The sequence below is a fragment of the Curtobacterium sp. VKM Ac-2887 genome (assembly GCF_015350935.1).
In the GTDB taxonomy this organism is placed as follows: domain Bacteria; phylum Actinomycetota; class Actinomycetes; order Actinomycetales; family Microbacteriaceae; genus Curtobacterium.
Window position 1 is genome coordinate 528,069 of record NZ_JADKSB010000001.1, and the last position, 25,586, is coordinate 553,654.

The 25,586-nt window shown below is 71.5% G+C and carries 28 protein-coding genes, 1 tRNA gene and 1 pseudogene; 13 read left to right on the forward strand and 17 right to left on the reverse strand.

Annotation, left to right across the window (positions count from 1 at the left end):
• Positions 1-18 precede the first annotated feature (18 nt).
• The 5 genes and pseudogenes from ITJ69_RS02610 (at position 19) to ITJ69_RS02625 (ending at position 3,802) form a co-directional block, all read left to right on the forward strand.
• Positions 19-402, forward strand: coding sequence for a molybdenum cofactor biosynthesis protein MoaE (locus tag ITJ69_RS02610; RefSeq protein ID WP_235035953.1), 384 nt, complete (start codon positions 19-21; stop codon positions 400-402).
• Positions 403-436: 34 nt separating this feature from the next.
• The gene (locus ITJ69_RS02615) at positions 437-1,060 is read left to right on the forward strand and encodes a hypothetical protein (protein ID WP_194671897.1); all 624 of its coding nucleotides are present in this window, start codon (positions 437-439) and stop codon (positions 1,058-1,060) included.
• Between the two features lie 75 nt (positions 1,061-1,135).
• Complete coding sequence (locus ITJ69_RS02620; protein ID WP_194671898.1) at positions 1,136-1,534, forward strand: PLDc N-terminal domain-containing protein; 399 nt, start codon at positions 1,136-1,138, stop codon at positions 1,532-1,534.
• Positions 1,535-2,032: 498 nt separating this feature from the next.
• Positions 2,033-2,399, forward strand: a pseudogene (locus ITJ69_RS21055) (ATP-binding cassette domain-containing protein); the annotation flags it as partial.
• A 56-nt stretch (positions 2,400-2,455) separates the two neighbouring features.
• Positions 2,456-3,802: an ABC-F family ATP-binding cassette domain-containing protein gene (locus tag ITJ69_RS02625; protein WP_416354922.1), complete on the forward strand. Its 1,347-nt coding sequence runs from the start codon at positions 2,456-2,458 to the stop codon at positions 3,800-3,802.
• 6 nt (positions 3,803-3,808) lie between these two features.
• Here the strand turns inward: ITJ69_RS02625 and ITJ69_RS02630 are convergent, their stop codons facing one another.
• Together ITJ69_RS02630 and ITJ69_RS02635 are read right to left on the reverse strand one after the other, a co-directional pair.
• Positions 3,809-4,249 carry a VOC family protein gene (locus ITJ69_RS02630; protein ID WP_123671924.1) on the reverse strand — a complete coding sequence of 147 codons (441 nt, stop codon included), beginning with the start codon at positions 4,247-4,249 and terminating at the stop codon, positions 3,809-3,811.
• Between the two features lie 10 nt (positions 4,250-4,259).
• On the reverse strand, positions 4,260-4,754 hold the full coding sequence (locus ITJ69_RS02635) for a MarR family winged helix-turn-helix transcriptional regulator (protein ID WP_194648573.1): 495 nt from the start codon (positions 4,752-4,754) through the stop codon (positions 4,260-4,262).
• 79 nt (positions 4,755-4,833) lie between these two features.
• Between ITJ69_RS02635 and ITJ69_RS02640 the strand changes: the two genes are divergently transcribed.
• Positions 4,834-4,905, forward strand: a tRNA-Gln gene (locus ITJ69_RS02640).
• A 70-nt stretch (positions 4,906-4,975) separates the two neighbouring features.
• Here ITJ69_RS02640 and ITJ69_RS02645 read toward each other — a convergent pair.
• From ITJ69_RS02645 to ITJ69_RS02660, 4 genes are all read right to left on the reverse strand, one after another.
• Entirely contained in the window at positions 4,976-5,914 is a 939-nt protein-coding gene (locus ITJ69_RS02645; protein WP_123671902.1) for an ABC transporter substrate-binding protein, read from the reverse strand.
• The gene (locus ITJ69_RS02650; RefSeq protein ID WP_194671899.1) at positions 5,914-6,681 is read right to left on the reverse strand and encodes an ABC transporter permease; all 768 of its coding nucleotides are present in this window, start codon (positions 6,679-6,681) and stop codon (positions 5,914-5,916) included. Before ITJ69_RS02650 ends, ITJ69_RS02645 begins: the two co-directional genes overlap by 1 nt.
• Before the next feature lie 2 nt (positions 6,682-6,683).
• Positions 6,684-7,310: an ABC transporter permease gene (locus tag ITJ69_RS02655; RefSeq protein ID WP_307860918.1), complete on the reverse strand. Its 627-nt coding sequence runs from the start codon at positions 7,308-7,310 to the stop codon at positions 6,684-6,686.
• A 178-nt stretch (positions 7,311-7,488) separates the two neighbouring features.
• Positions 7,489-9,090 (reverse strand): alpha-L-fucosidase, encoded by a 1,602-nt coding sequence (locus ITJ69_RS02660; protein WP_194671900.1) that lies wholly within the window; start codon positions 9,088-9,090, stop codon positions 7,489-7,491.
• Between the two features lie 79 nt (positions 9,091-9,169).
• On the opposite strand from ITJ69_RS02660, the gene ITJ69_RS02665 reads away from it, so the two are divergent.
• Positions 9,170-10,543, forward strand: coding sequence for an MFS transporter (locus ITJ69_RS02665; protein ID WP_323742916.1), 1,374 nt, complete (start codon positions 9,170-9,172; stop codon positions 10,541-10,543).
• Positions 10,544-10,567: 24 nt separating this feature from the next.
• Here ITJ69_RS02665 and ITJ69_RS02670 read toward each other — a convergent pair whose 3' ends face one another.
• From ITJ69_RS02670 to ITJ69_RS02690, 5 genes are all read right to left on the reverse strand, one after another.
• Positions 10,568-11,467, reverse strand: coding sequence for a helix-turn-helix transcriptional regulator (locus ITJ69_RS02670; protein ID WP_194671901.1), 900 nt, complete (start codon positions 11,465-11,467; stop codon positions 10,568-10,570).
• A gap of 146 nt (positions 11,468-11,613) precedes the next feature.
• Positions 11,614-12,366 (reverse strand): CPBP family intramembrane glutamic endopeptidase, encoded by a 753-nt coding sequence (locus ITJ69_RS02675; protein WP_228504504.1) that lies wholly within the window; start codon positions 12,364-12,366, stop codon positions 11,614-11,616.
• A gap of 77 nt (positions 12,367-12,443) precedes the next feature.
• Positions 12,444-13,313 (reverse strand): PrsW family glutamic-type intramembrane protease, encoded by an 870-nt coding sequence (locus tag ITJ69_RS02680; RefSeq protein WP_194671903.1) that lies wholly within the window; start codon positions 13,311-13,313, stop codon positions 12,444-12,446.
• A gap of 31 nt (positions 13,314-13,344) precedes the next feature.
• Positions 13,345-14,322, reverse strand: coding sequence for an SDR family NAD(P)-dependent oxidoreductase (locus ITJ69_RS02685; RefSeq protein ID WP_194671904.1), 978 nt, complete (start codon positions 14,320-14,322; stop codon positions 13,345-13,347).
• A complete protein-coding gene (locus tag ITJ69_RS02690; RefSeq protein WP_194671905.1) occupies positions 14,319-15,290 on the reverse strand; it encodes an alpha/beta hydrolase family protein in 972 nt (323 codons plus the stop codon). The genes ITJ69_RS02685 and ITJ69_RS02690 overlap by 4 nt, the downstream gene beginning before the upstream one ends.
• 132 nt (positions 15,291-15,422) lie before the next feature.
• Between ITJ69_RS02690 and ITJ69_RS02695 the strand changes: the two genes are divergently transcribed.
• Entirely contained in the window at positions 15,423-16,094 is a 672-nt protein-coding gene (locus ITJ69_RS02695) for a TetR/AcrR family transcriptional regulator (protein WP_228504506.1), read from the forward strand.
• A gap of 32 nt (positions 16,095-16,126) precedes the next feature.
• Here ITJ69_RS02695 and ITJ69_RS02700 read toward each other — a convergent pair whose 3' ends face one another.
• Positions 16,127-16,957: an SDR family NAD(P)-dependent oxidoreductase gene (locus ITJ69_RS02700; protein WP_194671906.1), complete on the reverse strand. Its 831-nt coding sequence runs from the start codon at positions 16,955-16,957 to the stop codon at positions 16,127-16,129.
• Positions 16,958-17,098: 141 nt separating this feature from the next.
• Entirely contained in the window at positions 17,099-17,656 is a 558-nt protein-coding gene (locus ITJ69_RS02705) for a cysteine hydrolase (RefSeq protein ID WP_194671907.1), read from the reverse strand.
• A gap of 107 nt (positions 17,657-17,763) precedes the next feature.
• On the opposite strand from ITJ69_RS02705, the gene ITJ69_RS02710 reads away from it, so the two are divergent.
• The 3 genes from ITJ69_RS02710 (at position 17,764) to ITJ69_RS02720 (ending at position 20,556) form a co-directional block, all read left to right on the forward strand.
• Positions 17,764-19,026: an NAD(P)/FAD-dependent oxidoreductase gene (locus ITJ69_RS02710; RefSeq protein WP_194671908.1), complete on the forward strand. Its 1,263-nt coding sequence runs from the start codon at positions 17,764-17,766 to the stop codon at positions 19,024-19,026.
• 61 nt (positions 19,027-19,087) lie between these two features.
• Positions 19,088-20,365 carry a cytochrome P450 gene (locus ITJ69_RS02715; protein ID WP_194671909.1) on the forward strand — a complete coding sequence of 426 codons (1,278 nt, stop codon included), beginning with the start codon at positions 19,088-19,090 and terminating at the stop codon, positions 20,363-20,365.
• Complete coding sequence (locus ITJ69_RS02720; RefSeq protein WP_123293815.1) at positions 20,362-20,556, forward strand: ferredoxin; 195 nt, start codon at positions 20,362-20,364, stop codon at positions 20,554-20,556. The genes ITJ69_RS02715 and ITJ69_RS02720 overlap by 4 nt, the downstream gene beginning before the upstream one ends.
• Positions 20,557-20,642: 86 nt before the next feature.
• On the opposite strand, the gene ITJ69_RS02725 is transcribed toward ITJ69_RS02720, so the two are convergent.
• Together ITJ69_RS02725 and ITJ69_RS02730 are read right to left on the reverse strand one after the other, a co-directional pair.
• Positions 20,643-21,167 (reverse strand): hypothetical protein, encoded by a 525-nt coding sequence (locus ITJ69_RS02725; RefSeq protein WP_194671910.1) that lies wholly within the window; start codon positions 21,165-21,167, stop codon positions 20,643-20,645.
• A 16-nt stretch (positions 21,168-21,183) separates the two neighbouring features.
• Complete coding sequence (locus ITJ69_RS02730; RefSeq protein ID WP_194671911.1) at positions 21,184-21,744, reverse strand: hypothetical protein; 561 nt, start codon at positions 21,742-21,744, stop codon at positions 21,184-21,186.
• A gap of 146 nt (positions 21,745-21,890) precedes the next feature.
• Here ITJ69_RS02730 and ITJ69_RS02735 point away from each other — a divergent pair, with 146 nt between their 5' ends.
• Together ITJ69_RS02735 and ITJ69_RS02740 are read left to right on the forward strand one after the other, a co-directional pair.
• The gene (locus ITJ69_RS02735; RefSeq protein WP_123293818.1) at positions 21,891-23,069 is read left to right on the forward strand and encodes a sensor histidine kinase; all 1,179 of its coding nucleotides are present in this window, start codon (positions 21,891-21,893) and stop codon (positions 23,067-23,069) included.
• A complete protein-coding gene (locus ITJ69_RS02740) occupies positions 23,066-23,728 on the forward strand; it encodes a response regulator transcription factor (RefSeq protein WP_194671912.1) in 663 nt (220 codons plus the stop codon). The genes ITJ69_RS02735 and ITJ69_RS02740 overlap by 4 nt, the downstream gene beginning before the upstream one ends.
• Here ITJ69_RS02740 and ITJ69_RS02745 read toward each other — a convergent pair.
• Positions 23,621-24,424 carry a hypothetical protein gene (locus tag ITJ69_RS02745; RefSeq protein WP_194671913.1) on the reverse strand — a complete coding sequence of 268 codons (804 nt, stop codon included), beginning with the start codon at positions 24,422-24,424 and terminating at the stop codon, positions 23,621-23,623. The genes ITJ69_RS02740 and ITJ69_RS02745 overlap by 108 nt on opposite strands.
• Positions 24,424-25,440: a zinc-dependent alcohol dehydrogenase gene (locus tag ITJ69_RS02750; protein WP_194671914.1), complete on the reverse strand. Its 1,017-nt coding sequence runs from the start codon at positions 25,438-25,440 to the stop codon at positions 24,424-24,426. The genes ITJ69_RS02745 and ITJ69_RS02750 overlap by 1 nt, the downstream gene beginning before the upstream one ends.
• Positions 25,441-25,586 lie beyond the last annotated feature (146 nt).

The following is a 25,586-nucleotide window of genomic DNA, read 5'->3' on the forward strand; positions in this document are numbered from 1 at the left end:
GACGTCGTCGACCGGGGGATCACCGTCGATGAGGTCTCCGCCGTCGTCGCCACCGACCAGGACGGCGCCGTCGTCACCTTCGCCGGCGTCGTCCGCGACCACGACGGCGGCAAGGGCGTCACCGCGCTCGACTACGAGCGGCACCCCAGCGCCGGCGACGTCATCGCCGAGGTCGCCCGCACCGTCGCCGCAGCCCACCCCGACGTCCGGATCGCCGTGCTGCACCGCGTCGGATCGCTCGGCATCGGGGACGTCGCGCTCGCCGCGGCAGTGGCGTCGTCGCACCGGGCGCAGGCGTTCGCGGCGTGCGGGGAGCTGGTCGACCTGGTGAAGGAGCGGGTGCCGATCTGGAAGCACCAGCGGTTCACCGACGGCACGGACGAGTGGGTCGCGGCGCTGTGACGGATGCTCAGTTCATGCTGGTTCGCTCAGATCGGTGAACGAAGCACAGACGACCGCCGACCGGCGGTGGGCCGACGCGGAGATCCGGGCGCAGGCGTACCTCGCGCAGCCGCGTGATCGTCGTGTCCTGCCCATCCGCGGGTTCGTCCTGGCGGTGGCCCTGGTGATCGCGCTGCTGGTGCTCGTCGGCGTCGCGCTGCCCCCGGACTCCGACGCACGGCTGATGCTCTCGACCGTCGGACCCAGCATCGCGGTGCTCATCCTGGTGGTGGAGATCATCCGTGCGTTCCGGTTCCGACGCCGTGCAGGACACGCTGTCGTCCGTGATCAAGTCGTCGCGTCGCTGTCGCAGCGTGAGCAGCGTGCGGTCTCGCGTGCGGCGATCGGCCAGGCGGACGCGCCGGCGGATCGACGGATCGTGGTCGACGCCGTCGCGACCGACCTCGCGAGCGGTGCCGCCCTCCCGATGCAGGCCGGCTTGCTCGTCGTCTGGTCGTCGATCGCCGTCGCGGGGACGGCCTTCTGGTCGGTCTACCTGATCGGAAGTCTGTTCACGGTCGCCCAGTTCGTGTGGTCGGTGCGTCGCGCCGTGCTCGCGCGGCGCTGTCTCGCAGCTCAGCACCGCACGGACGTCGACCCTGTACGGCCCCGCAGCTGACCGTGTCCGGATCGCAACACCGGCACGCGTTCGGGGCGTGGCGACAGCCCTCAGGTTCTCCATAGAATCGCGAACATGAGCGTCTTGCTGCCCGGGATCACCGTCATCCTGCTGGTCTTCGCCCTGATCGACATCCTGACGAAGAACGACGACCAGATCCGCGGACTCCCGAAGATCGCGTGGGTGATCCTCGTGATCCTGGTCCCTGTCGTCGGCGGCATCGTCTGGTTCGCCATCGGCCACGACTGGGCCCCAGGTGAGCGGAACCACGGCCGCTACATCGAACCCGCCCGTCACGAGGACCGGTACGCCACCCTCGGCGATGCCCGGAACGCCCACGGCGCCAAGCGCATCAGCGGAACGGAGCAGGAGCTCGCCGAACTCGAGCGCGAGATCGAGTACTGGGAGGCGCAGGCTCGCCTGAAGCGCGCGAAGGAAGCCGCAGGCGAGGGCGACGCCGCTCCCGCGAGCTGACGTGCCGACCGCGGGAGCCGAGCCAGCCCCCGCGAGCTGACCCGGGCCTCCAGGTCGACGCGCCGTCGCACCGTGCGCGGTCTGTCGGCTGGTGCGAGGTTGACCGCTCTGTGCGCCGCTACAACCTCGCACCGAGCGGTCAACCTCACACCACCCGAGCACGGCTGCACCGTGCGGGGCGAGCTGACCCGGGCCTCCCGGCCGACGCGCCGTCGCACCGTGCGCGGTCCGTCGGCTGGTGCGAGGTTGCACGCTCCGTGCGCCGCTACAACCTCGCACCGAGCGGTCAACCTCGCACCACTCGAACAAGCCCGCACCGTGCGCCCGGCCCCGCATCACCGCCCCACACACCCCCCCCCGCACCGACCACCCCGCCACGCCGCCTACCCTTGACGCGTGGCTCATCTCCTCGGCGCCGAGAACCTGCATCTCGAGTTCCCCACCAAGGTCGTCTTCGACAACGTCACCCTCGGCATCGACGAGGGGGACCGGATCGGCGTGGTCGGACGCAACGGCGACGGCAAGTCGACCCTCCTCGCGCTGCTGTCCCAGCGCCTCGAACCCGACGACGGCCGCGTCACGCACCGCCGCGGGTTGACCGTCGGCTACCTGGACCAGCGCGACATCCTGCCCGAGGGCGCGACCGTCGGCAGCACCGTCGTCGGCGACCTCGAAGAGCACGAGTGGGCCGGTGACCCGAAGATCCGCGACGTCATCGGCGGTCTGGTGTCGGACATCCCGTGGGACGTCAGTGTCGACGAGCTGTCCGGTGGCCAGCGCCGCCGCGTGGCGCTCGCGCGGCTGCTCGTCGGCGACTGGGACGTCCTGTTCCTCGACGAGCCCACGAACCACCTCGACGTCGAGGGCATCCAGTGGCTCGCCGAGCACATCAACCGTCGCTGGTCGTCGAACCAGGGCGGCATGGTGGTCGTGACGCACGACCGGTGGTTCCTCGACGCGGTGTCGACCGACACGTGGGAGGTCCACGACGGCGTCGTCGACCCGTTCGAGGGCGGCTACGCGGCGTACATCCTGCAGCGCGTCGAGCGCGACCGGCAGGCAGCCGCCAGCGAGCAGCGCCGCCAGAACCTGGCCCGCAAGGAACTCGCCTGGCTGCGCCGCGGCGCACCGGCCCGGACGAGCAAGCCGAAGTTCCGCATCGACGCCGCGAACGCCCTGATCGACGACGTCCCGCCGATCCGCGACACGGTCGCGCTGGCGAAGACGGCGACCGCCCGCCTCGGCAAGGACGTCGTCGACCTGCTCGACGTCAGCGTCTCGTTCGACGGCACCCAGATCCTCGACCGCATCGAGTGGCGCATCGCACCGGGGGAGCGGACCGGCATCCTCGGCCCGAACGGCGCCGGCAAGTCGACGCTGCTCAACCTCGTCTCGGGCACGCTCGCGCCGACGAGCGGCCGGGTGAAGACCGGCAAGACCGTGCAGGTCGCGATCCTCGACCAGCAGCTCGCCGACCTGGCGCAGTTCGCGAACGACCGCGTGCGCGAGGTCGTCGCCCGCAAGAAGACGAGCTACGTCGCGGACGGCAAGGAGATGACGCCGGCGCAGCTGCTCGAACGCCTCGGCTTCACGGCGGAGCAGCTCTCCACACCGGTCAAGGACCTGTCCGGTGGCCAGAAGCGCCGCCTGCAGCTCATGCTCATCCTGCTCGACGAGCCGAACGTGCTGATCCTCGACGAGCCCACGAACGACCTCGACACCGACATGCTCGCCGCCATGGAGGACCTGCTCGACACCTGGCCGGGCACCCTGCTGGTCGTCTCCCACGACCGGTACCTGCTCGAGCGCGTCACCGACCAGCAGTACGCCGTGCTCGGCGGGCACCTGCGGCACCTGCCCGGCGGCGTCGACGAGTACATGCGGCTCCGTGCGGCCGGCACCGGTGGCGGGACCGCCTCTGCGGCTGCCGCCGCGTCTGCCGGGAGGCCCGACACCGCTGGCGGGACCGGCTCGGCCGGTGCTGTGGCCGGGTCCAGTGCGTCAGCCGGTTCCGGCGCGTCGGCTGCGGCCGCCTCGGGCCTGTCGGGCGCGGAGCGTCGGACGGCCGAGAAGGAGATGTCGGCGCTGGACCGCAAGATCGCGAAGGTGGGTGCGGACCGGAAGAAGCTGCTCGACGACTTCGCCACCCACGACCAGTCGGACTACGCCGGGCTCGGGGAGTTGCAGGCGAAGCTCGCGGCGCACGAGGCCGAGATCGAGCAGCTCGAGGAGCGCTGGCTCGAGGTCGCGGAGCTGCTCGGGGTCTGAGTGGGTCTACTCCGCTGGCTTCGCGTCCTCGGGAGCCCCGCCGCCGGGGTTCGCGACGACCTCCCACAGGTGCCCGTCCGGGTCCTGGAAGAACCCGGACCACATGCCCCAGGGCCGCGTGTACGGGGGAGCGAGCATCGTCGCGCCGGCGATCCGGGCCCGGTCGAGGAACGCTTCGGCGTCGGCCTGACTGTCGACGAAGTGCCCGATCGTCGCCGCGGGGCCGTCGGCGAGGGCAACACCAGAGTCCTTCGCCATGTCGTCCCGCCCGTAGACGCTGACGATCAGACCGTCGTCCAGGGTGAACATCGCCGTGGTGCCGCCCGCTTCGGTCTCGGTCGGCGGGTACTCGGTGCCGATGACGCCGCTGCCCTCGATCCCGAGCAGGGCGCGGTAGAAGTCCGCCGATCGTGCGACGTCGGCGACGGCCAGGGTGATCGCGTGCATGGGCCGGAGACTAGTCCCCGAGGCCCAGGATGAGCCGCCGGAGCAGCCCGGCCAGCTGGTCCTGCTCGGCGTCGGACACCCCGGACAGGATGTCCCGCTCGGCCGTCAACAGGTCCGCGATGGCGGCGTCGACCGCGACCCGGCCCTTCGTCGTCAGGGACACGAGGATGCCGCGGCCGTCCTTCGGGTCCGTCCGACGCCCCACGAGCCCACGCGCCGTCAGACGGTCGACCCGGTTCGTCATCGTGCCGCTCGACACCAGGGTCTGCTGCAGCAAGGTCTTCGGACTCAGCTCGTACGGCTCACCCGCCCGTCGCAGGGCCGACAGCACGTCGAACTCCCACGGCTCCATGTCACCCGCGTCGAACGCCGCTCGCCGCGCGCGGTCCAGGTGCCGCGCGAGCCGGTCGACGCGGGACAGGACCTCGAGCGGGCCGAAGTCGAGGTCGGCACGCTCACGCCCCCACGCCGCGACGATCCGGTCGACCTCGTCCTGGTGCGGCATCCCTCCATCTTGGCCGAACCCGGGGCGGACGGCCAGCCTCGTCGGTCATGGGAGGATGGACGAGCACCCACGGGTGCGTTCCGCCTTGGTGTAATGGCAGCACGACGGCCTTTGGTGCCGTTAGGTCCGGGTTCGAATCCTGGAGGCGGAGCCGACGGCCGTGGCGGGCGGGGTGCTCCTGCGCGCAGCCCCGCCTCGCCGCACCCGGCGTCGTTCCCGGGCTACTTGAGCAGCCCCTCCTTGGTCAGCCAGTCCTTCGCGGCGGTCGCGGCCTGCGCCTTCTCGCTGCCCTCGACACGGTTGCGCAGCTCGATGAGGTCATCGGTCGTCAGCTTCTCGGACAGCTTGTTCAACGTCGACGCGAGCTTCGCGCTGTAGATGTCCTTGTTCAGGAACGGCAGGATGTTCTGCGACGCGATCAGGTTCTCGGGGTCCTTCAGCACGAGCAGCTTCTTCGTCACGAGGTCGGGTGACGTCGTGTAGATGTCGGCCACCTGCACGGTGTCGTCGACGAGTGCCTTGACCGTGTCGGGCCCGCCGTAGTCCTCGATCGACTTGAACGTGACCTTGTCCACGCCGTACGTGGACTTGAGCCCGGGGATGCCGTACGGAAGGGTGCCGAACTGCGGGTTGGCACCGAGCGAGAACGGCTCGATCTTGGAGAGGTCACCGATCGACGTGAGGCCGTTCTTCTCGGCCTCGGCCTGGGTCACGACGTAGGCGTCCTTGTCCTCGGCCGGAGACGGCTCGAGCACCTGGAAGTCCTTCGGGATCTCGGTCTTCAGCGCGGCGTCGACCTCCGCTGTCGTCTTCGCGGTGGCCTTGGTGTCGTAGAAGAACAGCAGGTTGCCGTTGTACTCCGGCATGAGGTTGATCGAACCGTCCTTGAGCGCGGGGATCGTGGTCTGCCGCGGGCCGAGGTTGAACTTGGTCGTCACGTCGAACCCGGCGTCCTTCAGGACGAGCGCGTACATGTTGCCCAGGATCTCGCTCTCCGGGAAGTTGAACGAACCGACCACGATCGGCGTGCTGCCCGATCCGTCGCCCCCGCCCGATGCCGGCTTCGTGGGGTCTGAGGTGGAACAACCGGAGAGTGCCACGATCGCCCCGACCGCGATCACACCCGCGAGGATGCGTGTCCTGGTGCCTGCTGTGAACATCAGTGGTCCCTTTCGTCGACGGAGAGTGCCGTCACCGCGCGGCGCCGGAGTGGCAGCGCGCGGACGTGTGTGCGGCGCCGGCGGGTCTGCCCCTCGGGGCCGCGGCGGGTGAGGTGTTGGGCGAGGGCGAACAAGCCGTCGATCACGAGGGCGAGGACCGTCACGAGCAACGCACCACCGAGGATGAGGTCGTTGTCGTTCAGGCTGATGCCCGTCGAGATGATCGCGCCGAGGCCGCCCAGCGAGATGTACGACGCGATCACGACGGTCGCGATGACCTGGAGGACCGAGGCACGGATCCCGCCGATGATCAGCGGCAGTGACAGCGGCACCTCGACCTTGAGCAGGATCTGCAACTCGGTCATCCCCACCGAGCGCGCGGCGTCCACCGTCTGCGGATCCACGGACTCCACACCGGAGTACGCCCCGGCGAGGATCGAGGGGATCGCCAGGACGACGAACGCGATGAAGGCGGTCTGCGTGAACGGCACGGTCATCCCGATGATGACGAAGAGGGTGCCGAGCAGGCCCAGCGTCGGCAGCGCGCGCATGGAGCCACTGAAGGCGATGACGAAGCTGCGCCCGCGCCCGGTGTGACCGATGTACAGGCCCAGTGGCAGCGCGATCAGGGCGGCGATGGCGACCGAAATGAACGTGTACAGCAGGTGTTCGCCGATCCGGTCCTGGATCGGGAGCGGGGTCTGCAGGCCAGGGCGGTAGTTCGCCGGGTCGAGGAGCCAGGCGACGGCATGGAGGAAGAACTGCACGGTCAGGCCCCCCGTTCGATCGTCGCCAGCGCGGCCCGACGGCGCGACCGACGCGACCGCACCTGGATCCGTCGCGACCACGGCATCAGGACGCGCCCGAGCGCCACCAGGACGGTGTCGAAGACCAGCGCGACGAAGAGACTCGCTGCCACGCCGACGAGGATCTCCTCGAGGAACTGACGCTGTCGCCCGTCCGTGAACAGGAAACCGATGTTCGCGGACCCGACCAGGGCGCCGACCGAGACCAGGGCGACGGTGCTCGCCGAGACCACCCGCATCCCTGCGAGGAGGACGGGACCCGCCAACGGGAGCTCGACCGTCCAGAAACGTCCCCAGGCGGAGTACCCGACCGAGGTGGCCGAGTCGACGACGTCCGCCGGGACAGCAGCGAACGCGTCAGCTGCCAACCGCACCATGATGGCGACCGCGTACACGGACAGCCCCACCACGATGTTCACCGGATCCGTGATGCGGGTGCCGAGCAGGTAGGGCAGGATCACGAAGAGCGGCAGGGACGGGATCGTGTAGAGCAGACTGCCGCCGCCGACGATGACCGATCGGACTGCCTGCCACCGGTTCGCCACCCACCCCAACGGCACCGCCACGACGAACCCGAGGACGATGGGCACGGCCGCGAGACCCGCGTGGGTGACGGTGAGGCCCCAGACGAGACCGAAGTTCGCGAAGATCCAGTTCAGGTCAGCATCCCAATCCTCGTCGGACGACCGTTCGCCTGAGAGTAGTCGCGCCGCACCGTTCTGACCGCGACGGATCGTCGCGCCGGCGTCCCTGCGCCGGCATCCCCGGTCACTGGTGCAGGAAGTCCTGCCGCTCCTGCTCGACCACCGGCGCGAGCCGCACCCGGACCACCGGACCGGAGTCCACGCTGGTGATGCCGTCGAGCGCGACCACGAGCGCTTCGGGGCGCTGCTCCCAGTCGACCTCGCCGGCGTGGCCGAGCACGGCGACGGACCGGATGGTGCGGCCGAGCAGGCCCGAGGCCGACCCGAACGCCCGGATCCGCGCCGACCCGTCGTCGGGATCGGCCAGCAGGGTCGCGTAGACGGCGTCGCCGGTGACGTCGTGGCGCGTGGTGAACCGGACGTCCTCGGCGGTGTACTCGACCGTGTCGGCGTCGACGAACGAACCCGCGGGACGAGTGGTCGGCCCCTCGCCCGAGATCGTCCACGGCCGGGTGCCGTAGATCGCCTCGCCGTTCACCGCGAGCCACGAGCCGATGCACCGCAGGATGCGGACCTCGTCCTCGGGCAGGGTGCCGTCGGCCTTCGGCCCGGTGTTGAGCAGCAGCACACCGTTCTTCGCGACCACGTCGACGAGTTCGGCGACCAGGTCGCGGACGGTCTTGTAGTCGTGGCCCTCGATCCAGCTCCAGGCGGTCTTCGCGATCGCGGTGTCGTTCTGCCAGACGGTCTCCGGTGTGCCGGCCATCGCTCCACGCTCGATGTCGTACACGGCGCTGCCCGGGGCGAAGGTCTCCCACTTGTAGTTGATGACGACCTCGCGGCCCCACTCGGCGGCGCGGTTGTAGTAGTAGGCCGCGAGGGTCCGGACGTACGGCTGGAACGCGGGCTGCTCGATCCACCAGTCGAACCAGAGCACCTGCGGGCGGTACTTGTCGATGAGCTCGACGGTGCGGAGCAGCCAGTCCTCCAGGAAGCGCTCGTTCGGGGCGGTCTCCTCGCGCTGCGCCGGACCGTAGAAGTCGGTGTACCGCGGATCGAGCACGTCCGAGGGGGTCTTCGTCCCGCCGTTCATGAAGAACCAGTGCTCGGCACGGTGGGACGACGCGCCACGGACCATCCATGCCTCGTCCGCGGCGACGAGGAGCTCGCCGAACACGTCACGCCCGGGCCCGAGCTGCGCGGCACTCCAGCGGGAGCGGTCGGTGTCGTACATCGCGAAGCCGTCGTGGTGCTCGGCGACCGGGACGACGAACTGTGCGCCGGCCTCGCGGAACACCCGCACCCACGCCGCGGCGTCGAAGTGCTCCATCGTGAACGAGGGGATGAAGTCCTTGTACCCGAACGCGTCGAGCGGGCCGTAGGTCCGGGCGTGGTGCGCGAACTCGGGCGTCCCGGCGCGGTACATGTCGCGGGAGTACCACTCGTTCCGGAACGCGGGGACCGAGAAGACGCCCCAGTGGACGAAGATCCCGAACTTGGCGTCCTGGTACCAGAGCGGTGCGCGGTACTGCTGCAGCGACGCCCAGGTCGCGTCGTACGGGCCCGAGCGCACGACGGCGTCGACCGCGGCCAGGGCCGCGGAGTTGTCCGAAACGTCCACGGGCTCGGGCAGCGTGGCCGGGTCCAGCGGGGTGAGCGGTTCGTGCACGACGTGCTCCGATCGGTTGCGGCAGCTCGCGACGGCGATGTCGGGAGCGTGAGACATCCTATGTCTGTTCGATCTGTCGCGAGGGGTTCCCGGTCAGGGCATCCCCCGACGAGCGCAGCCAGGAGAACATCGAACCGTGACCGCTCCGACCGCAGCCGACGTCCCGACCGATCGAGGCCCGCACCGAGCTGCGCGGCTGACGCTCGTGCTCGCCTCGCTCGGCTTCTTCCTCATCACGCTCGACATCCTCATCGTGAACGTGGCGCTGACGACGATCGGGCGAGAGCTCGGCGGCAGCACCGCCGGGCTGCAGTGGGTGATCGACGCGTACACGTTGCTGTTCGCCTCGCTGCTGCTGTTCGCGGGCAACCTGTCCGAACGGATCGGCGCGAAGCGGGCGATCGGCTGGGGCATCGCCGGGTTCCTCGTGGCGTCCGTCGCCTGTGCCCTCGCCCCGTCGCTCGGCGCGTTGATCGCGGCGCGTGCGGTCCAGGGCGCGGCCGCCGCGGTGATGCTGCCCGCCTCGATGGCGCTCATCCGCCAGGCGTTCCCCGAGGCGCGCGAGCGGGCGCACGCCCTCGGCATCTGGGCCGTCGGCGGTGCGGTCGCCGGGGCGGTCGGGCCGATCCTCGGCGGCGCGCTGACGACGCTCGACTGGCGCCTCGTGTTCGCCATCAACCTGCCGGTGTGCGCCGTGATGCTCGGGATGCTCGTCCGGGTGACACCGTCGCCTCGACGAGCGGCCCGGTTCGACGCGGCAGGTCAGGTCCTCGCCCTGCTCGCGCTCGGCGGGCTCGTCTTCGGGCTCATCGAAGGCGGTGCATCGGGCTTCGGCCGCTGGGACGTGGTCGTCGCACTGCTCGTCGCTGCTGCCGCGGTCGTCGGGTTCCTGCTCGTGCAGGCCCACGGTCGGAACCCGATGATGCCGCTCGACCTGTTCCGCTCCGGTGGGATGCGGATCGCGCTCGGCGTCGGGTTCGCGTTCATGGTCGGCAACTTCGGCAGCGTCTTCGTCCTGAGTCTCTACCTGCAGCAGCACCTCGGCCTGTCGCCACTGGCTGCCGGGTTGGTGTTCCTGCCGTCCGCAGCGTTCAGCATCGTCGGCAACATCGTCAGCGGTACCCTCGTGAACCGGTTCGGAGCTCGTGTCCCCGTGGTCGCGGGACTCACCACGATGGCGATCGGCCTCGTCGTGATGATCGTGCTCGCGCCGTACGACTCGGTCGTCGCGGTCGCGGTGTGCACGATCCTGACCGGTGCGGGCGGATCGGTCGCGATGCCGCCCGCGACGTCGGTCGTCCTCGCCAGCGTCCCCGCTGAACGGTCGGGGACGGCGAGTGCGGTGTTCAACACCTTCCGGCAGGTCGGTGGGGCGGTGGCGATCGCGGTCTTCGGGGCGTTCCTGGCCGACCGGTCGCAGTTCGTCGTCGGGACGCAGACCAGCTTCGTGGTCGCAGCCGTGGTGCTCCTCGTCGCTGCTCTCGCAGCGATCCGCATCAGGACCGAGTGACCGGTACGTCGTGTCGACGCAGGGTCAGCTCCGGTCGGCCGCGCCACGCCCAGCGGCGTCCACCGCGTCGCGTCGGTCGGTCGCAGCGACTGAACCGAGCAGCCGGAGCGCGTCCGCGGTCGGGGAGCCGGGCTCCGCGCTGTAGAGGAGCAGACTCAGACCCGGGTCGCTCATCAGCCGGGTGCCTTCGAAGTGCAGGTCGAGTGCGCCGACGACCGGGTGGACGAAGTGCTTCTCGCCGGTGGCGTGCCGACGGACGTCGTGCGCACCCCACTTCGCCCGGAACTCCGGGCTGCGCGTCGAGAGCTCACCGATCAGCGCCTGCAGGTCCTCGTCGTGGGGGTCGTGGCCGGCCGCAGTGCGGAGGATCGCGACGCTCTGGTCGGCGGCGACGTCCCAGTCCGGGTGGAACGCGTCGGCCCAGTCCCGGTCCAGGAACGCGGCACGAGCGAGGTTCGGCCGCTCCGCCTTCCGGAACAGGTCCGCGTAGAGCGCCCGGCCGAGTGCGTTCGCACCGAGCAGGTCGAGTCGGTCGTTGCGGATGAACGCCGGCCCGCCGGTGAACGCGTCGAGCGTGTACTGCAGCCCGACGCGCAGGGTCTTCGGCGTCGCTGCACGGCGCTGTCCACGGACCGGGGAGGCGTTCGCCGCCCGTGCGAGGTCGAACAGGTGGTCGCGCTCCGCGTCGTCGAGGAGCAGCGCACCGGCGATGGCGTGCAGGACGCCGTCGGAGACGCCGGCGAGGCTGCCGCGCTCGAGCCGCGAGTAGTACTCCACACTGACGTCGGCGAGCATCGCGACCTCGCTGCGGCGGAGGCCGGCCACGCGCCGGTTGGGCCCACCGGGCAGGCCCACCTGGTCCGGGCGTACCCGGGCACGGCGGCTGACGAGGAAGTCCTTGACGTCGTCGCGGTTCGTGCTCATGAGGCGACCCTACGAGGCCGCGCCGGGGCGCGGGGTGCACTGCCAGGACACCGGACGGGAGGCACGGTGCCAGCTGGCACCGCGCCTCCCGTCCGCCCTGTGGCGCGTCCAACGCGCCCCGCGCGTGATCATGCGCGCGACGCCGTTCAGGCGCTCGCTGTCGCCCCGATGATCGCGGCGGTGAAGAGCACCCAGTCGTTGATGATGTGCGCGCCGGTGCTGACCGCGATGTTCTTCGTGCGGATGTAGGCGAGCGTGAGGACCAGTCGTGCGATGCCGATGATCAGGAACGCCTGCGCGAAGTTCCACCCGTAGGTCGGCAGGTGCGCTGCACCGAACCAGATCGCGGTCGCGAGCCAGGCGATGAGGATGCCCTGGGTGCGGGTGAGTCCGATGCGGTGGCACAGCGCCATGACCGCCAGGAACGGCAGGATCGTGAAGAGCTCTTCGCCCAACAGCTGGATCGCGGTCCCGACGTAGAACGCGACGATCTCACCCGCGCCGTGGATGCCGTCGGTCGCGGTGTTGGCGTTGGTGCCGAAGATCGCCTTGACGATGATCCCGACCGTGAACGACACGATCAGGCTGAGGATCGCGAACACGATCATGGTGCCGAAGTCACGTGCAGTGGTGCGTTGGAAGATGCGCGCCCAGTGTCGTCTCGTGAAGGCGATGAGGACGGCGAGCATGATCGCGGTGAAGAGGAACCGTGGCACGAGCGACTGGATGTTGTCCGCCGCCGGGTAGAAGCTCAGCACGGTGATGCCGGCCACGCACGCGACGATGATGGTCACCCACTGCCATGCGGGGATCCGGATCGGGTCTCCGTCGTAGAACGGGAAGTCCCGGCCGTCCTGCCGTTCGATTGCCCTGCCGTACCGTCGAGCCTCCGTGGCCATGGTGTGTCCCCTCGTGCGTTGCATCGCCCTGTGGTGCATGTCGTCTGCACCAGAAGAGAAGGTACCGGCGGAGCCGGTCATCGGTGCGCTGGTCCGTCGGCCTGCAGCCGCCGTACCTGCGGCCGGAACCAGAACGCGAAGACCGCGACGACGTACAGGGCTTCGAGGACGATGCTGACCGGCACGTTCCAGTCGCGGACCGGCCCGTCGATCACGGCGTCGTTGAGGCCGTGGATCGCAGCGGCGCCGAGGTACGCGAGCACGCCGACGCCGATCGCCCTGCTCGTCGGCAGCGTCTTCGCGGCGAGCCAGATGAGGACCGCGGCCCCGACGGTGATCAGCGGGTGCGAGACCTCGGCGATGATGCGGACGATGACGTCCATCATCATGATGAACGGCGCATCGGACGGAGCGGATCCGCCGTCGAGGATCGGGTCGAGCGAGGTGATGATGTAGCTGATGCCCTCGAGGAACCCCAACCAGGCGGCGGCGACGAACACGAGCCACACCGCCAGTCGCGGCGACCGGTACGTGCGCGAGGACAGCAGCAGGATGACGGGCACCAGGAGCTTCAGGAACTCCTCGACGAGACCGGGCCAGATCAGGCCGCCGGGCAGCAGGCTGGCGATGCCGTTCAGGCTTCCGGCGAGCAGCATCGCGATGGTCCCCCAGACGAAGCCGAGCCACAGCGCCTGCACGCGGTGGGGCTGACCGGCGAGGGAGACCTTCTGCCGGAAGTACCAGCCGATGGCCACGAGCGGGACCCCGATGCCGATGATCGCGGCGATGACCACCACCACGAGCGAGTACGGCGGCAGGCCGTCCCCGACCGTGGCCCCGCGGCCGCCGGAGAGCATCAGGCTGCCACCCCAGTACCCGAGGAGCGCACCGGCGGCAGCGCCCGCGAGGCCGACGATGAGTGGTGCGGTCCCACGGGGTCGCGTCATGGGAACGAAGCTACCAGCGGGCACGACGCCCTCAGGCGGTCAGCTGCACACTGACCTCCCACAGCCGCCGGGCGTCGTCGGCGTCGAGCATCGCCGAGTTCGCGTCCGACGGGATGCTGTCCGCGGTGAGCGGCCGGACCTCGTCGTCGATCACCGCGACGTCGCTGTCCTTCAGGTAGACCCCGCCGACGCCGTCGAGCAGCGGGCTCGCGGCACCGAACACGAGGGTCGCCGCCCCCTGCTCGATCGTCTTCTTGCCGTGTTCGGGGTCGACCACCGTCGAACCGTCGTCGTCGACCAGCCCCTGCTCGCGGTACGAGGCGATCCGGGAGTCGTCGTGCGGGCCCGGGCCGATGACCACCCCGGGGTGCGCGGCGAAGGATCGGATGCCCTGGTCGGCGTACCGGCGGTCCAGCTCGACCGCGAACAGCACGTTCGCCCGCTTGGCCTGCCCGTAGGCCGCAGCGGCGTCGTAGCCGCTGGCGAACGCCGGGTCGTCCCACCGGATCTGCCCGAAGCGGGCGGCGCCGGACGTGACGTTGAGGACCCGCGCACCACGGGCCTCCAGCAGGGAAGGGAGGAGCGCCCGCGTGAGCCGGAAGTGCCCGAGGTGGGACGTCGAGAACGACAGCTCGTTGCCGCGGGCGTCGAGCCGCCGGTCCGGGGTGAAGAGCATCGCGGCGTTGTTGACCAGGGCGTGGAGCGGGCGTCCGGAGGCCGTCCAGTGCGCGGCGAAGGCGTCGATCGACGCCGGGTCGGTCAGGTCGAGCTGCTCGACCCGGACCCCGGGGATGCCGGCGACGGCGGCGCTCGCGCGGTCGGTGTCGCGGGACGCGACGGTGACGGCGGCGCCGGCGGCTGCGAGGGCGCGGCTGGTCTCGCGTCCGAGGCGGCCGTGACCGCCCGTGACGACGACGTCCCGGCCGGTCAGGTCGACGCCGTCGAGGACGTCGGTGGCGGTGGACGATGCGGTGAAGGGGGTGGAGAGCGGGTGCTGGTCGGTGATCACGAGTGGTCCTCCTTCGAGTCGATGTGGCCGACGGCGTCGATGTGGCCGACTGCGTCGGTGTGGCCGACGGCGTCGCCGGCTTCGGCAGAGGCGACTGCGTCGGCCGTCGCGGACCACGCGTCGGCGTCGAGCCCGAGCGCCGTCCGGAGGAACGCCGTCGTGGTGCGGCGGACCAGGTCCACGCGCTCCGGGCTCTCGTCGGTCGTGGCGGTGGACGCGTAGTCCTGGATGCCGCCGAGTAGGTGCTCCCCGCCGTGCACGGTCACCAGGTGCCGGGCGCCGGGGCTGTGGTGGTAGACGTCGGTGAACCAGTCCGGCCCGCGCGTGGAGAGCCGGGACTGGTCGTGGTCCCCGGCGACGACGAGCGACGGTGTGCGCAGCTGGCTGAAGTCCGGGCTCATGAAGGGGAAGTGCTCCTGCGCGAACGGCGTCAGGTCGGGTCCACCGAACCCGGTGGTGGAGAGCAAGACCCCGGCCCGCACGCGCTGGTCGGTGCGGTCCTCGCCCGGCTGTCCGTCCGACCCGATCACCCGGGCGCCGAGGAGCATGCCGACGGACTGGCCGCCCCACGAGTGCCCGGCGACCGCGAGGTTCGCCTGGTCGACACGTCCCGCGAGACCGGGGACGGCGGCGACGAGGACGTCGAGGTCGTCGATGACCCGCTCGAGGTCGTCGACCCGGGTCTGCCAGATCGTCGGGTAGCGCGGGTCGTCGAGTGTCAGGCCGTACTTCGTCGAGTCGAGGAACGTGGGCTGGACGACGACGAACCCGTTGGCGGTCCAGTGGTCGACGAGGGGATCGCCGCCGGTCATCGACTGCCCGAAGCCGTGGGCGAAGACGATCACGGGAAGCTCGGTGCCCGTGATCGGGGCGGTGATCCGGACCTCGAGGTCGTGGCCGCGTGATGGCGCGGGCAGGGTGACGGGGCGCACGCTGATCACCTGGGGGAGCGGTGCTGTTGCTGACATCGGGAGTCCTTCCGGAAGCGGTCGTCGCTCGAAACGGAGCAACGTTCCGGAACGATACGGAACAGTGCTCCGGATTGCAAGTGAAACGGAGCGCTGTTCCGTTCTGTGTGCAGACCGTGCGATGATCGGGGGATGAGCACGCCGTCGAACGACACCGCGCCCTCGAACGACACCGCGCCCTCGAATGACACCGCGCCGTCGAACGACACCGCCCCGCCCCGGCGTCGCCGCGACGTCGAACGGAACGAGCGGACGATCCTCGACGCCGCGGCCGGTGTCTTCGCCGCGTCCGGCGTCGGTGCGCCCGTGCGCGAGGTCGCCGCCGCCGCCGGCGTGGGAGTGGGTACGCTCTACCGGCACTTCCCGACCCGCTCGGACCTGGTCGTCGCCGTCTACCGGCACCAGATCGAGGCCCTGGCCGAGGCCGGCCCCGTGCTGCTCGACTCGGCGCCGACTTCGTTCGACGCGATCCTGCGCTGGGTGCACCAGTTCGTCGACTTCCTCGGCACGAAGCACGGCCTGGCGCGGGTGTGGGAGGGCGACGCCGACGGCTTCACCGCGCTGCACACGCTGTTCGTCGACGAGCTCGTCCCGGTGCTCGGCCGCATGCTCGACGCCGCACGGCGATCGGGCGAGGTGGTCGCGTCGGTGTCGCCGTACCAGCTGCTCCGCGCCGTCGGCGACCTGGTCGCGTGGAGCCCCCAGGACCCGGACTACGACGTGCGGACGATCGTGACGCTGCTGGTCACCGGCCTGCGGCAGGCGCAGCCGCCGGTCACCCCTGCGCCGGAGACCGATGCGTAGCGCGCCGACGACCCATCGCGGAGCGCGCCCGGTCAGTCCGCGTGCAGCATCGCCAGGCTCCGGTCCCACAGCTCGCGCGCCAGGTCGGCGTCCTCGGCCTGCGCGTTCGGCGCCGCCACCTTGCGCTTCACGTAGTACTCGCCGGTCGGGTAGTCGCGACCGGGGGTGTTGTCGGCCAGGTACACGAGTGTGTCGGCGCCCTTCTCCGGGGTCGTCAGGAACACGTGGCGCAGGGGCGTGTGGTACACGAGGTACATCGGCGAGGTCTTGTCGTTCGAGAACCCGGTGCTGATCGTGCCGGGGTGGAAGGCCGTCGACGTCACACCTCGGTCGCGGTACCGGCGGTCGAGTTCCTTGGTGAACAGGATCTGTTCGAGCTTCGAGTCGCCGTAGGCCTTGGTGGCCCGGAAGTGCCGCTCGGCGTCGAGGTCGCCGATGTCGACGCGGCCGAAGAGCTTGTTCGCGACGCTCGAGGTGTTGATGACCGTTCCCCCGGACGCGACGAGCCGGTCCATCAGCAGCTCCGTGAGCAGGAACGGCGCCAGGTAGTTGACCTGGAACGTCAGCTCGTGACCGTCGACGGTGACCTGGCGGCCCGCGCTGAAGATCCCGCCGGCGTTGTTGGCCAGCACGTCGATCCGGGGGCAGCGTTCGAGCAGGTCGTCGGCGAGCCCCCGGACGGCGGACAGGTCCGAGAAGTCGGCCACGAAGTGGTCGACGCCGAGGTCGCGGGCGACCCGCTCGGTCTTCGCGGGGTTGCGACCGACCACCACGACCTCGTTCCCGCGGCGGACGAGCTCCCGCGCAGCGGCGACGCCGATGCCGTCGCTGGCGCCGGTGATGACGATGGTCTTCGCGGCCATGGGTGCTCCTCGGGTCGGGTCGGGGCGAGCGTGCGCTCGGCTCCGTCCGTCCTACAGGGTCGGCCCTGAACGGTGCACGTGACGGACGGGAGGCAGGTGGCGGGCCCGCCACGGGCCTCCCGTCCGCCGCCCGGTCGCCGCTCAGGCCGCGCCCGGCCCCGCCAGGTCGGCTGTCTGCACGACGACGCCGAGGGCGGGGAACACCGACCGGAACCGGGCGGCGTGGGCGTCCGGGTCCGGGTCGTTGGTGGCGTCCTCGACGAGGACGACGTCGTAGCCCAGGTCGTACGCGGCCCGAGCCGTGGACTCGACGCCGAAGGTCGTCGCCTGGCCGACCACGACCACCTCGGTGACGCCGTCGGTGCGCAGTCGCTCGTCGAGACCGGTGCCGGCGAAGGCGCTCCACCCGCCGCGGGTGATGTTGCCGTCGTCGTCGGCCCGTTCGAGCAGCAGGGAGCCGTAGGCGACCGGAGCCGGGCGGGGCCCGCCGCCGTACTGGGTGGCGCCTGCCGGGGTCGCGGCAGGGTCGTGGCGGATGAACACCACCGTGCCGCCGCCACCACGGGTGGCGCGGGCGAGAGTCTCGACGTTGGCCACGACGGCCTCGACGGGGTGGGTGCGCTGGTACGGCGCGGTCCCGGCCTGCAGGTCGACGACGATCAGGGCGGTGTGTTCGGTGCGGGTGCGGGTGCGGGTCACCGGTCCAGGGTCCTCGATCGTCGGGCGCGGCGCGTACTGCGTCTGCGGTATCCCGGTCGGTCCGCCCGGAGTAGTCCGGCACTGCTGGGCCCGGCGAGGCTCGGAGCATGGCCAGTACCGGAGTCCCTCGGACCGATCCCCACGCATCCGTCCTCGTCGTCGGCGCCTCGGCTGCCGGTGTCGCGACGGCCGAGGCGCTCCGCCGCCACGGGCACGTCGGCCGGCTGACACTGCTCGACGGCGAGACCGAGGACCCGTACGACCGGCCACCGCTGTCGAAGCAGTACCTGGCCGGGCAGATCGGCGCCGACGCCCTGGTGCTCCGCTCGACCGAGCAGCTCGCGGGCCTCGACGCCGAGTTCGTGCTCGGGGACCGCGCGGTCGCCCTCGACGTCGCGACCCGAACCGTGACCACGACGAGCGGCACCACCCGTGCCGCCGACCACGTCGTCATCGCCACCGGTGTCACGCCGCGTGCGATCCCGGGGGTCGGGCTCGACGGCGTGCACGTCCTCCGCACCCGGGCCGACGCGGACCGGCTCCGAGCGGGACTGCAGACGCTGCAGGGGCCGCTGCTGGTCCTCGGGAACGGCGTGCTCGGCAGCGAGGTGGCACAGACCGCCGCGTCCCTCGGCGTGGACGTCACGCTCGCGGGCAGCATCCGTGCGCCGATGTCCGGGCAGCTCGGCGGGTTCGGCTCGCAGTTCCTCGCGGCACAGCACGAGGCGGCCGGCATCCGGTTGCTCGGCGGGGTCCGCGCCGCGCGGGTGCGCGGCCGGAACGGTCGCGCGGACACGGTGGAGTTCGTCGACGGCCCGAGCCGTGCGGCCGACGTCGTCGTCGTCGCCGTGGGGTCCCGCCCGACGACCGGGTGGCTCGAGGCGTCCGGCTTGGAGGTCACGGACGGCGTCGACTGCGACGCGTTCGGAGCCGCTGCACCCGGCGTCTGGGCCGTGGGCGACGTCGCCCGTTTCCACCACGTCGGAATGGGGCGCTCGATGCGGCTCGAGAACCGCACGAACGCGACCGAGATGGCGCAGGTCGTCGCCGGAAACGTCCTCGGGCGCCGCGTGCCGTACACGCCGGTGCCGTACTTCTGGACGGACCAGCACGGCACCCGCGTGCAGGTCTTCGGGCAGATGACCTCGGCCGACCGGGTCACCGTCGTCGACGGGCACCCCGAGGACGGCCGGTTCGTCGCCGTGGCCGAACACGCCGGTGAGGCGGTCGGGGCACTCGGGTGGGGGATGCCGAAGCAGGCGCGGATCGCCAGCATGCGCCTGCGTCCCCGGTACGTGCCGGTAGCCGCGTCTGCCGCGTCTGCCGCGTCTGCGGCGTCTGCCGCCGAGAGCCCGGCACCGGTCGGCTGACCGGTGCCGTCCGCTCCGGTCGCCTGACCGGGGCCGTCACCCGAACACAGAGGAGCAGACCATGACCGACCCACCGATCACCGTCGACCGACCGGACACGTTCCCGATGGACCGCCGGACTGCCGGGTGTCCCTTCGACCCGCCGCCGGCGGCCCGCGTGCTGCAGGAGGACGGCCCCGTCCACCGCGTGACGCTGGCCGACGGCCGCGAGCCGTGGCTCGTCACCCGCTACGACGAGGGCAAGCAGGTGCTGTCGAGCCTGTCCGTCAGCGCCGACGCGGCCAACCCGGGGTACCCCTCCGCCAGCGCCTCGGGCGGTGGCGGCGGGCTGTCCTTCATCCTGATGGACGACCCCGACCACGCCCGGCTGCGGCGGATGGTGACCGCGCCGTTCGCGATCAAACGCATCGAGGCGCTCCGCCCCGTGGTGCAGCGGATCACGGACGACCTGATCGACCAGCTGCTCGCCGGCCCGAACCCGGTCGACCTGGTCGAGGCGTTCGCGCTCCCGCTGCCGTCCCTGGTGATCTGCGCCTTGCTCGGCGTGCCGTACGAGGACCACGACCGGTTCCAGGCGCACTCGAAGACCATCATCCGCCGCACCACGACCGACGACGAACGGCAGCAGGCGTTCCGCGAGCTCGGTGCGTACCTGACGTCGCTGCTCCGCCGCAAGACGGCGGAACCCGGCGACGACCTGCTCACGGACATCGCCGCCCGGGTCACCGCCGGCGACATGACCGAGGGCGAGGCCGTGCAGATGGGGATCCTGCTGCTCATCGCCGGGCACGAGACGACCGCGAACATGATCGCCCTCGGCACGCTCGCCCTGCTCGAGCACCCGGACGAGCGCGACCGCCTGCTCGACGACCCCGAACCGGCGTTGGTCGCCTCGGCGGTGGAGGAGCTCCTGCGCTACCTGACCATCACGCACGACGGACGCAAGCGCGTGGCGACCGAGGACCTCGACGTCGCCGATACCACGATCCGCGCCGGTGACGGAGTGATCGTCGCGACGGACCTGGCGAACCGGGACCCGGACGTCTACCCGGACCCGGACCGGCTCGACCTGACCCGCAACCCGCGGAACCACGTGGCGTTCGGGTTCGGCGTGCACCAGTGCCTCGGCCAGCCGCTCGCCCGGGTCGAACTGCAGGTCGTGTACCCGACGCTGTTCCGTCGGATCCCCACCCTCGCTCGCGCGGTCCCGCTCGACGAGGTCCCGTTCAAGCACGACGGTGCCGTCTACGGGGTGTACGAGCTCCCCGTCACGTGGTGCCCCGTCGACCACCACACCACCACGAGCGCGAGCTCGACCACCGGAGGGAACGAATCATGAAGGTCATCCTCGAACAGGACAAGTGCGTCGCGAGTGGCCAGTGCGTCATGGCCGCGATGGACGTCTTCGACCAGCGGGACGAGGACGGCATCGCCGTCCTGCTGACCGACGAGGTCGCCGACGACCAGGTCGAGGCGGTGCGGCACGCCGCAGCGGTCTGCCCGGCCCTGGCGATCCGCCTGGCGGACTGACCCGTCGGTTCCGTACACACGACGGCCCGGTGGGGATCCCACCGGGCCGTTTTCCTGTGTGCGTCGTGCGCGGGGCTCCGCCGCCGTCACGACCCGTCGGCCGGGTGCGTGCACGCGTCGATCGCGGCGTACTCCCGGCTGAGTGCGGTCTGGTTCCGCTCGGTGCGCCACGACCGGATGCCGGGCGCAGCGGCCACGGCGGCGATCCACACGCCGGCACCGACGAGGACCGGCACGAGCGTCGGGTCCCCGCCGAGGGCGAGCAGACCGCCGAGCGCGACCGCCAGCGCGGCGACTGCGGAACCCGCGGTGGCGACCACACCAGCCAACCGGGCCGGCTGCTGCTCGAGGGCGGCGATCCGGGCCAGCGCCCGCTCGGCACGACGCTCGAGGAGCGGTCGTGCCGGGTCGGGCCGGGTGCGCAGCCGCTGGAGCAGCAGGGACGTCGTGCCGAGCCGTCCGCCCTGCACGGTCACCGTCCAGCCGAACTGCTCCAGGGTGTGCCGGTGGAGCGGCACGAACGCGGTCGGTGCGTACAGCACCCGGGTCTCCAGGTGGCGGGGGACCGGCGCGTGCAGGACAGCGTCTTCCCGGGCGATGGTGTTCGTCATCGGGCTCGGCCCGCGCTCAGGCGGTCCGGCGGCGACTGGCCGCCTCGCACGCGCCGTAGACGACGTCGAACTGGCGGTCGACGGCCGGACGGATCCGCTTGGTGCGCGCCGCGCGGACGAGCTGGAAGGCCACGGGAGCGATCGCCCAGTTGACCAGCCCACCGGCCCCGACGAGGAACACCGTGACCGGGTGGAGCCCGCCGAGCAGGTCGGGGACCGCCACGGTGTCCTGCATGGCGAACACCGAGGCGGCCAGCAGGACGCTGCCGATCGCGCCGAGGGCGTACGCGACCACCGACGCCGCGGTCGTGCGGGACCGTTCGAGGGCGTCGATCGTGGCCAGGGCGGTCTCGGCGTTCTGCTGGAGCTCGGTCAGTTCGACGGAGCGGACGGCACGGTCGCGGCGGAGGCCGAGGGTGCGCCGGCGGTTCAGTGCGCCCGTCCGGTCCGAGCCGTCGGACGTCCAGCCGAAGTTGCGGTAGGTGTCCGCGTACAGGGCGTCCTTGCCGCGCGGGACGTCGACCGTGCAGTAGTCGTACGTGGTGGCAGCGGGAGCGGCGGTGTTCGTCAGCGTCATGGTGGGTCCTCCGGTCGGTGCCGGATCGTTCCGGCCTGGTGTCGATCGTCCCGGGGACGGGCCGCGGGCAGGTCCCCGATCGGTGGTACCCCCGACTACTGCGTTCGCAGTAGCCGGACCGCTGACCCGCACGACAGGATGAGTGCATGCGGCGACTGCGAGCGATCTGGGGTTCGTGGCGTCCGGACGACCGCTGGGTGTTCCGCGGCACCGCCGCCGTCGTCCTGCTCGCGTGCGCGATCGAGTCGGGCCGGGTGATCGCGGCCGATGCCGGCCCGGGGCCCGGCATCGCGGTCGCCGCGACCGTGCTCGCCGTCGTCGCGGCGCCGTGGACACCGTGGACGGCGCTCGGCCTCGCCACGGTCGCGCCGGTGCTCGGTGGCCTGTCCGGGTGGTCGCCGATCGTGACCTGGAGCTGCGCGGTGCTGCTGCTGTTCGCGGTGTCCTCGCGGCAGGGGCACCCGGTCCGCGCCGCGGCGATCGTCGCTCCCGGCGTGGTCATCGGCACGCTCCTCGCGCCGGGGGAGGGCGGTGCGGTACCGACCGCCCTCGGCGCCCTCATCTCCGTCGTCGCCGCGGCGGCCATCGGCTCGGGGCTGCGGGTACAGCACCAGTACCGGGCGTCGTTGGAACAGCGCGCCGCCGATGCCGTCGCCACGCGGGAACTCGAGGCCGAGCGCCGCGTGGCCGAGGAACGCGTCCGGATCGCGCGGGACCTGCACGACGTCATCGGGCACGAGATCGCGGTGGTCAGCATGCAGCTCGGGGTCGCCGAGGTCACCCTGCCCGCCGGGGCCGACGAGGCCCGGCGTGCGCTGGACGCCGCCCGGGACGGCGTGCGGAACGTCCTGACGGAGACCCAGCACGTCCTGACGGTGCTCCGTTCGGCGTCGGGCAGCGGCGCCGACCTCGACGACCCGACGGCTCCGGCCCCCGGCATCGAGCAGCTCCCCGGACTCATCGCGTCGTACGAACGGATCGGCCTCGACGTCGATGCCCGACTGGACGACGTCGGCCCGGTCTCCGTGCCGATCGGTGTGACGGTCTACCGGGTGGTGCAGGAGTCGCTCACCAACGCCCACCGGCACGGCGAGGGCCGGACGACCGTCACCCTCGCCCGCGCCGGTGACGACCTGGTGCTCGAGGTCCGCAACCCCCGCCGGCGGACCCCGGCGAGCGACCCCGTCGCAGGCCGGAGCAGCGGGCTCGGTCTGGTCGGCATGCGCGAGCGCGTCGCCGCCGTCGGAGGGTCCGTCCAGGCCGCGGCGGACGGCGTCCTGTTCGTCGTCCGCGTCCGCCTGCCCACCGCGAACGGAGCACGATGACCACACGAGTGGTCCTGGTCGACGACCAGGACATGATCCGACTGGGGCTCCGTGCGATCCTCGACCGCCAGGACGGCATCGAGGTCGTCGGCGAGGCCGGGGACGGGCTCGTCGCGGTGCAGACGGCGCTGTCGGTCCCGGCGGACGTCATCATGATGGACATCCGGATGCCGGGCATCGACGGGGTCGAGGCGACCCGACGGATCCGCGCCGAGCGCACCGACGAGCAGGTGCGCATCGTCATGCTGACGACCTTCGACCAGGACGAACTCGTCTTCGCGGCGCTGCGTGCCGGGGCGAACGGGTTCCTCAGCAAGGCCGCGGGGCCCGCAGAGCTCGTCGCGGCGATCGAGGAGGTGGCAGCGGGCGGAGGGGCGCTGTCCGCGGCGGCCGCAGCGGCGCTCATCGGACAGGTCGCCCGCACCCCCGCGTCCTCCGTCGACCCGGAGATGACCCGGCGCTTCGAGGCCCTCACCGCTCGCGAGCGCGACGTCGTGGTGATGGTCAGCCGAGGTCAGGGCATCGACGCCATCAGCGCCGAGCTCTTCCTCTCACCACTCACGGTCAAGACCCACGTGAACCGGGCCATGGCGAAGGTCGACGCCCGCGACCGGGCCCAACTCGTGGCGTTCGCGTTCCAGGCCGGCCTGGTCGACTGAGGTCGCCGCCGGCCGAACCCTCGCCGCCGGCGCTTCCGGGAACCGTCGCAGCGCCATCGCGAGCCCGATCACCGCAGCCACACCGCCGAGGAACACCCCGCTCGCACCCGTGGACGCAGCAGCGTCCTCGGCGCTTCCCGCGAACGAGAGCAGTGCCGACTGGGTCAGCACGAGCAGGACCACCGCGGCGGCGACGTTCACGAGCTTCGTCGCCTCGACGAGTGGTTCCCCGTCCTTGCGCGCGGTCACCGCACCCCAGACCCCGATGCCCAGCTCCGCGAACGTCGCCGCCGCGATGACGATCGCCACCCACTGGTCGTAGTGCACGGGGTGCGCCCGCCCGACGAGCATCGGCACGCTGCACCCGACGAACACGACCGACATCGCGGTCACCGCACCCCCGATCCACCGGTGTCCGGCCTGCCGGAACCGCATCCGGTCGCCGCTCGCCGCATCGAACGCGAACGACAGTCGGTGCCGACGGACGGCCCAGACCTTCGCGGCCGCGACCCCGAGCGTGAAGACCACTGTCGCGGCGAGGAACAACGAGGGGGCCGCGCAGAACAGGACGACCTTCCACCCCGCCATCACGAGGCTGCTCGGCACCGACAGCACGGCGAGCACGAGCCCGCGCCGCGGCCGATCCCGCCACACCGTGACGGCGTACTGCACGGCGACCTTCCTGGTCACCGGCATCAGTCGAACGTGACGACGACCTTGTCGGCCGCCCCGGGGGTCGCAGCCACCCGGAGGGCCTCGAGCACGTCGCTCGCCGGGAAGACGTCGCTGACGATCTGCGCGTACGCCTCAGGGTTCGCGATGATGTGCTCGGTGACGTCGAAGATCTCGGTCGGGTACCCCATCGCGGTCACGATCGTCGGCTCGACGGCCAGCAGGTCACCGAAGTCGACCTCCACCGGCCGCTTGTGCACCGCCACGACGCCGATCGTCGCGCGGTGCTTCGCCAGACGCAGCGCCGTCTGCACGGTGGCCGGCACCCCGGCGGCGTCGAGCCAGACGTCGGTGCCGGACTTCCCGCCGTGCCCCACGCCGTCCCGTGCTTCGCCGTGCAGGGCGATCAGGCGCTCGTCGAGCGGCTCGTCCGCCGAGTTCACGACGGCATCGGCTCCGACGAGCAGGGCCTTCTCGAGCCGCGACGCGATCACGTCGACGACGACCACGTGCCCGACGCCGAGCGCCTTGTAGCTGAGCACGGCGCCCAGCCCGATCGGGCCGGCACCGAACACGACGACCGTGTCGCCCGGTCGCGGCGCGGTCCGGTTCACGGCGTGCAGGGCGACCGCCATCGGTTCGTTGAGCGCGGCCACCTGCCAGGGCAGTTCCTTCGGGACCAGGGCGATGCTGGTGCCGAGCACGGCCTGCTCGACGAGCAGGAACTCGGAGAGCCCGCCGGTGGGGCCGCCGTTGCCGATGATTCCGCGTGGGTCGCCCATCGGGTTCACCACCACGTGGTCGCCGACGGCGATGCCCTCGACCGCGTCGCCGACGGCGGCCACCTCTCCGGCGACCTCGTGCCCGAGGGGCGTGTGCCCCTCACGCGGCGGGATGCCGCCGCGCGCGGCGTAGAAGGCGTCGGAGCCGCAGACCCCGCACGCCTTGACGGCGATCAGGACGTCGGCGGGGCCGACCTCGGGGACGGGCTCGTCGCGGATCTCGACGGATCCGGGGCCGGTGACGACGACGGTGCGCATGGTGCTCCTCACGTCACGAGCACGGGCGGCTCGGGACGGAACCATCTGACCAAGACGGCGACCTGCGCACGTACTGCGATCGCAGTAGCGCCGGGTCATCGGACTGGAGGCACGTGGCGGGCGCGCCACGGGCCTCCCGTCAGCTT

What these genes read in the sequence shown, in the direction of transcription:
- ITJ69_RS02645 (WP_123671902.1), bottom strand. Translation starts at nt 5,914, where the DNA reads ATGTTCACAGCAGGCACCAGGACACGCATCCTCGCGGGTGTGATCGCG.
- ITJ69_RS02710 (WP_194671908.1), top strand. Translation starts at nt 17,764, where the DNA reads ATGGCCAGTACCGGAGTCCCTCGGACCGATCCCCACGCATCCGTCCTC.
- ITJ69_RS02670 (WP_194671901.1), bottom strand. Translation starts at nt 11,467, where the DNA reads ATGAGCACGAACCGCGACGACGTCAAGGACTTCCTCGTCAGCCGCCGT.
- ITJ69_RS02675 (WP_228504504.1), bottom strand. Translation starts at nt 12,366, where the DNA reads ATGGCCACGGAGGCTCGACGGTACGGCAGGGCAATCGAACGGCAGGAC.
- ITJ69_RS02725 (WP_194671910.1), bottom strand. Translation starts at nt 21,167, where the DNA reads ATGACGAACACCATCGCCCGGGAAGACGCTGTCCTGCACGCGCCGGTC.
- ITJ69_RS02630 (WP_123671924.1), bottom strand. Translation starts at nt 4,249, where the DNA reads ATGCACGCGATCACCCTGGCCGTCGCCGACGTCGCACGATCGGCGGAC.
- ITJ69_RS02740 (WP_194671912.1), top strand. Translation starts at nt 23,066, where the DNA reads ATGACCACACGAGTGGTCCTGGTCGACGACCAGGACATGATCCGACTG.
- ITJ69_RS02735 (WP_123293818.1), top strand. Translation starts at nt 21,891, where the DNA reads ATGCGGCGACTGCGAGCGATCTGGGGTTCGTGGCGTCCGGACGACCGC.
- ITJ69_RS02700 (WP_194671906.1), bottom strand. Translation starts at nt 16,957, where the DNA reads ATGGCCGCGAAGACCATCGTCATCACCGGCGCCAGCGACGGCATCGGC.
- ITJ69_RS02635 (WP_194648573.1), bottom strand. Translation starts at nt 4,754, where the DNA reads ATGCCGCACCAGGACGAGGTCGACCGGATCGTCGCGGCGTGGGGGCGT.
- ITJ69_RS02720 (WP_123293815.1), top strand. Translation starts at nt 20,362, where the DNA reads ATGAAGGTCATCCTCGAACAGGACAAGTGCGTCGCGAGTGGCCAGTGC.
- ITJ69_RS02745 (WP_194671913.1), bottom strand. Translation starts at nt 24,424, where the DNA reads ATGCCGGTGACCAGGAAGGTCGCCGTGCAGTACGCCGTCACGGTGTGG.
- ITJ69_RS02715 (WP_194671909.1), top strand. Translation starts at nt 19,088, where the DNA reads ATGACCGACCCACCGATCACCGTCGACCGACCGGACACGTTCCCGATG.
- ITJ69_RS02690 (WP_194671905.1), bottom strand. Translation starts at nt 15,290, where the DNA reads ATGTCAGCAACAGCACCGCTCCCCCAGGTGATCAGCGTGCGCCCCGTC.
- ITJ69_RS02660 (WP_194671900.1), bottom strand. Translation starts at nt 9,090, where the DNA reads ATGTCTCACGCTCCCGACATCGCCGTCGCGAGCTGCCGCAACCGATCG.
- ITJ69_RS02625 (WP_416354922.1), top strand. Translation starts at nt 2,456, where the DNA reads ATGGTGGTCGTGACGCACGACCGGTGGTTCCTCGACGCGGTGTCGACC.
- ITJ69_RS02695 (WP_228504506.1), top strand. Translation starts at nt 15,423, where the DNA reads ATGAGCACGCCGTCGAACGACACCGCGCCCTCGAACGACACCGCGCCC.
- ITJ69_RS02620 (WP_194671898.1), top strand. Translation starts at nt 1,136, where the DNA reads ATGAGCGTCTTGCTGCCCGGGATCACCGTCATCCTGCTGGTCTTCGCC.
- ITJ69_RS02680 (WP_194671903.1), bottom strand. Translation starts at nt 13,313, where the DNA reads ATGACGCGACCCCGTGGGACCGCACCACTCATCGTCGGCCTCGCGGGC.
- ITJ69_RS02750 (WP_194671914.1), bottom strand. Translation starts at nt 25,440, where the DNA reads ATGCGCACCGTCGTCGTCACCGGCCCCGGATCCGTCGAGATCCGCGAC.
- ITJ69_RS02730 (WP_194671911.1), bottom strand. Translation starts at nt 21,744, where the DNA reads ATGACGCTGACGAACACCGCCGCTCCCGCTGCCACCACGTACGACTAC.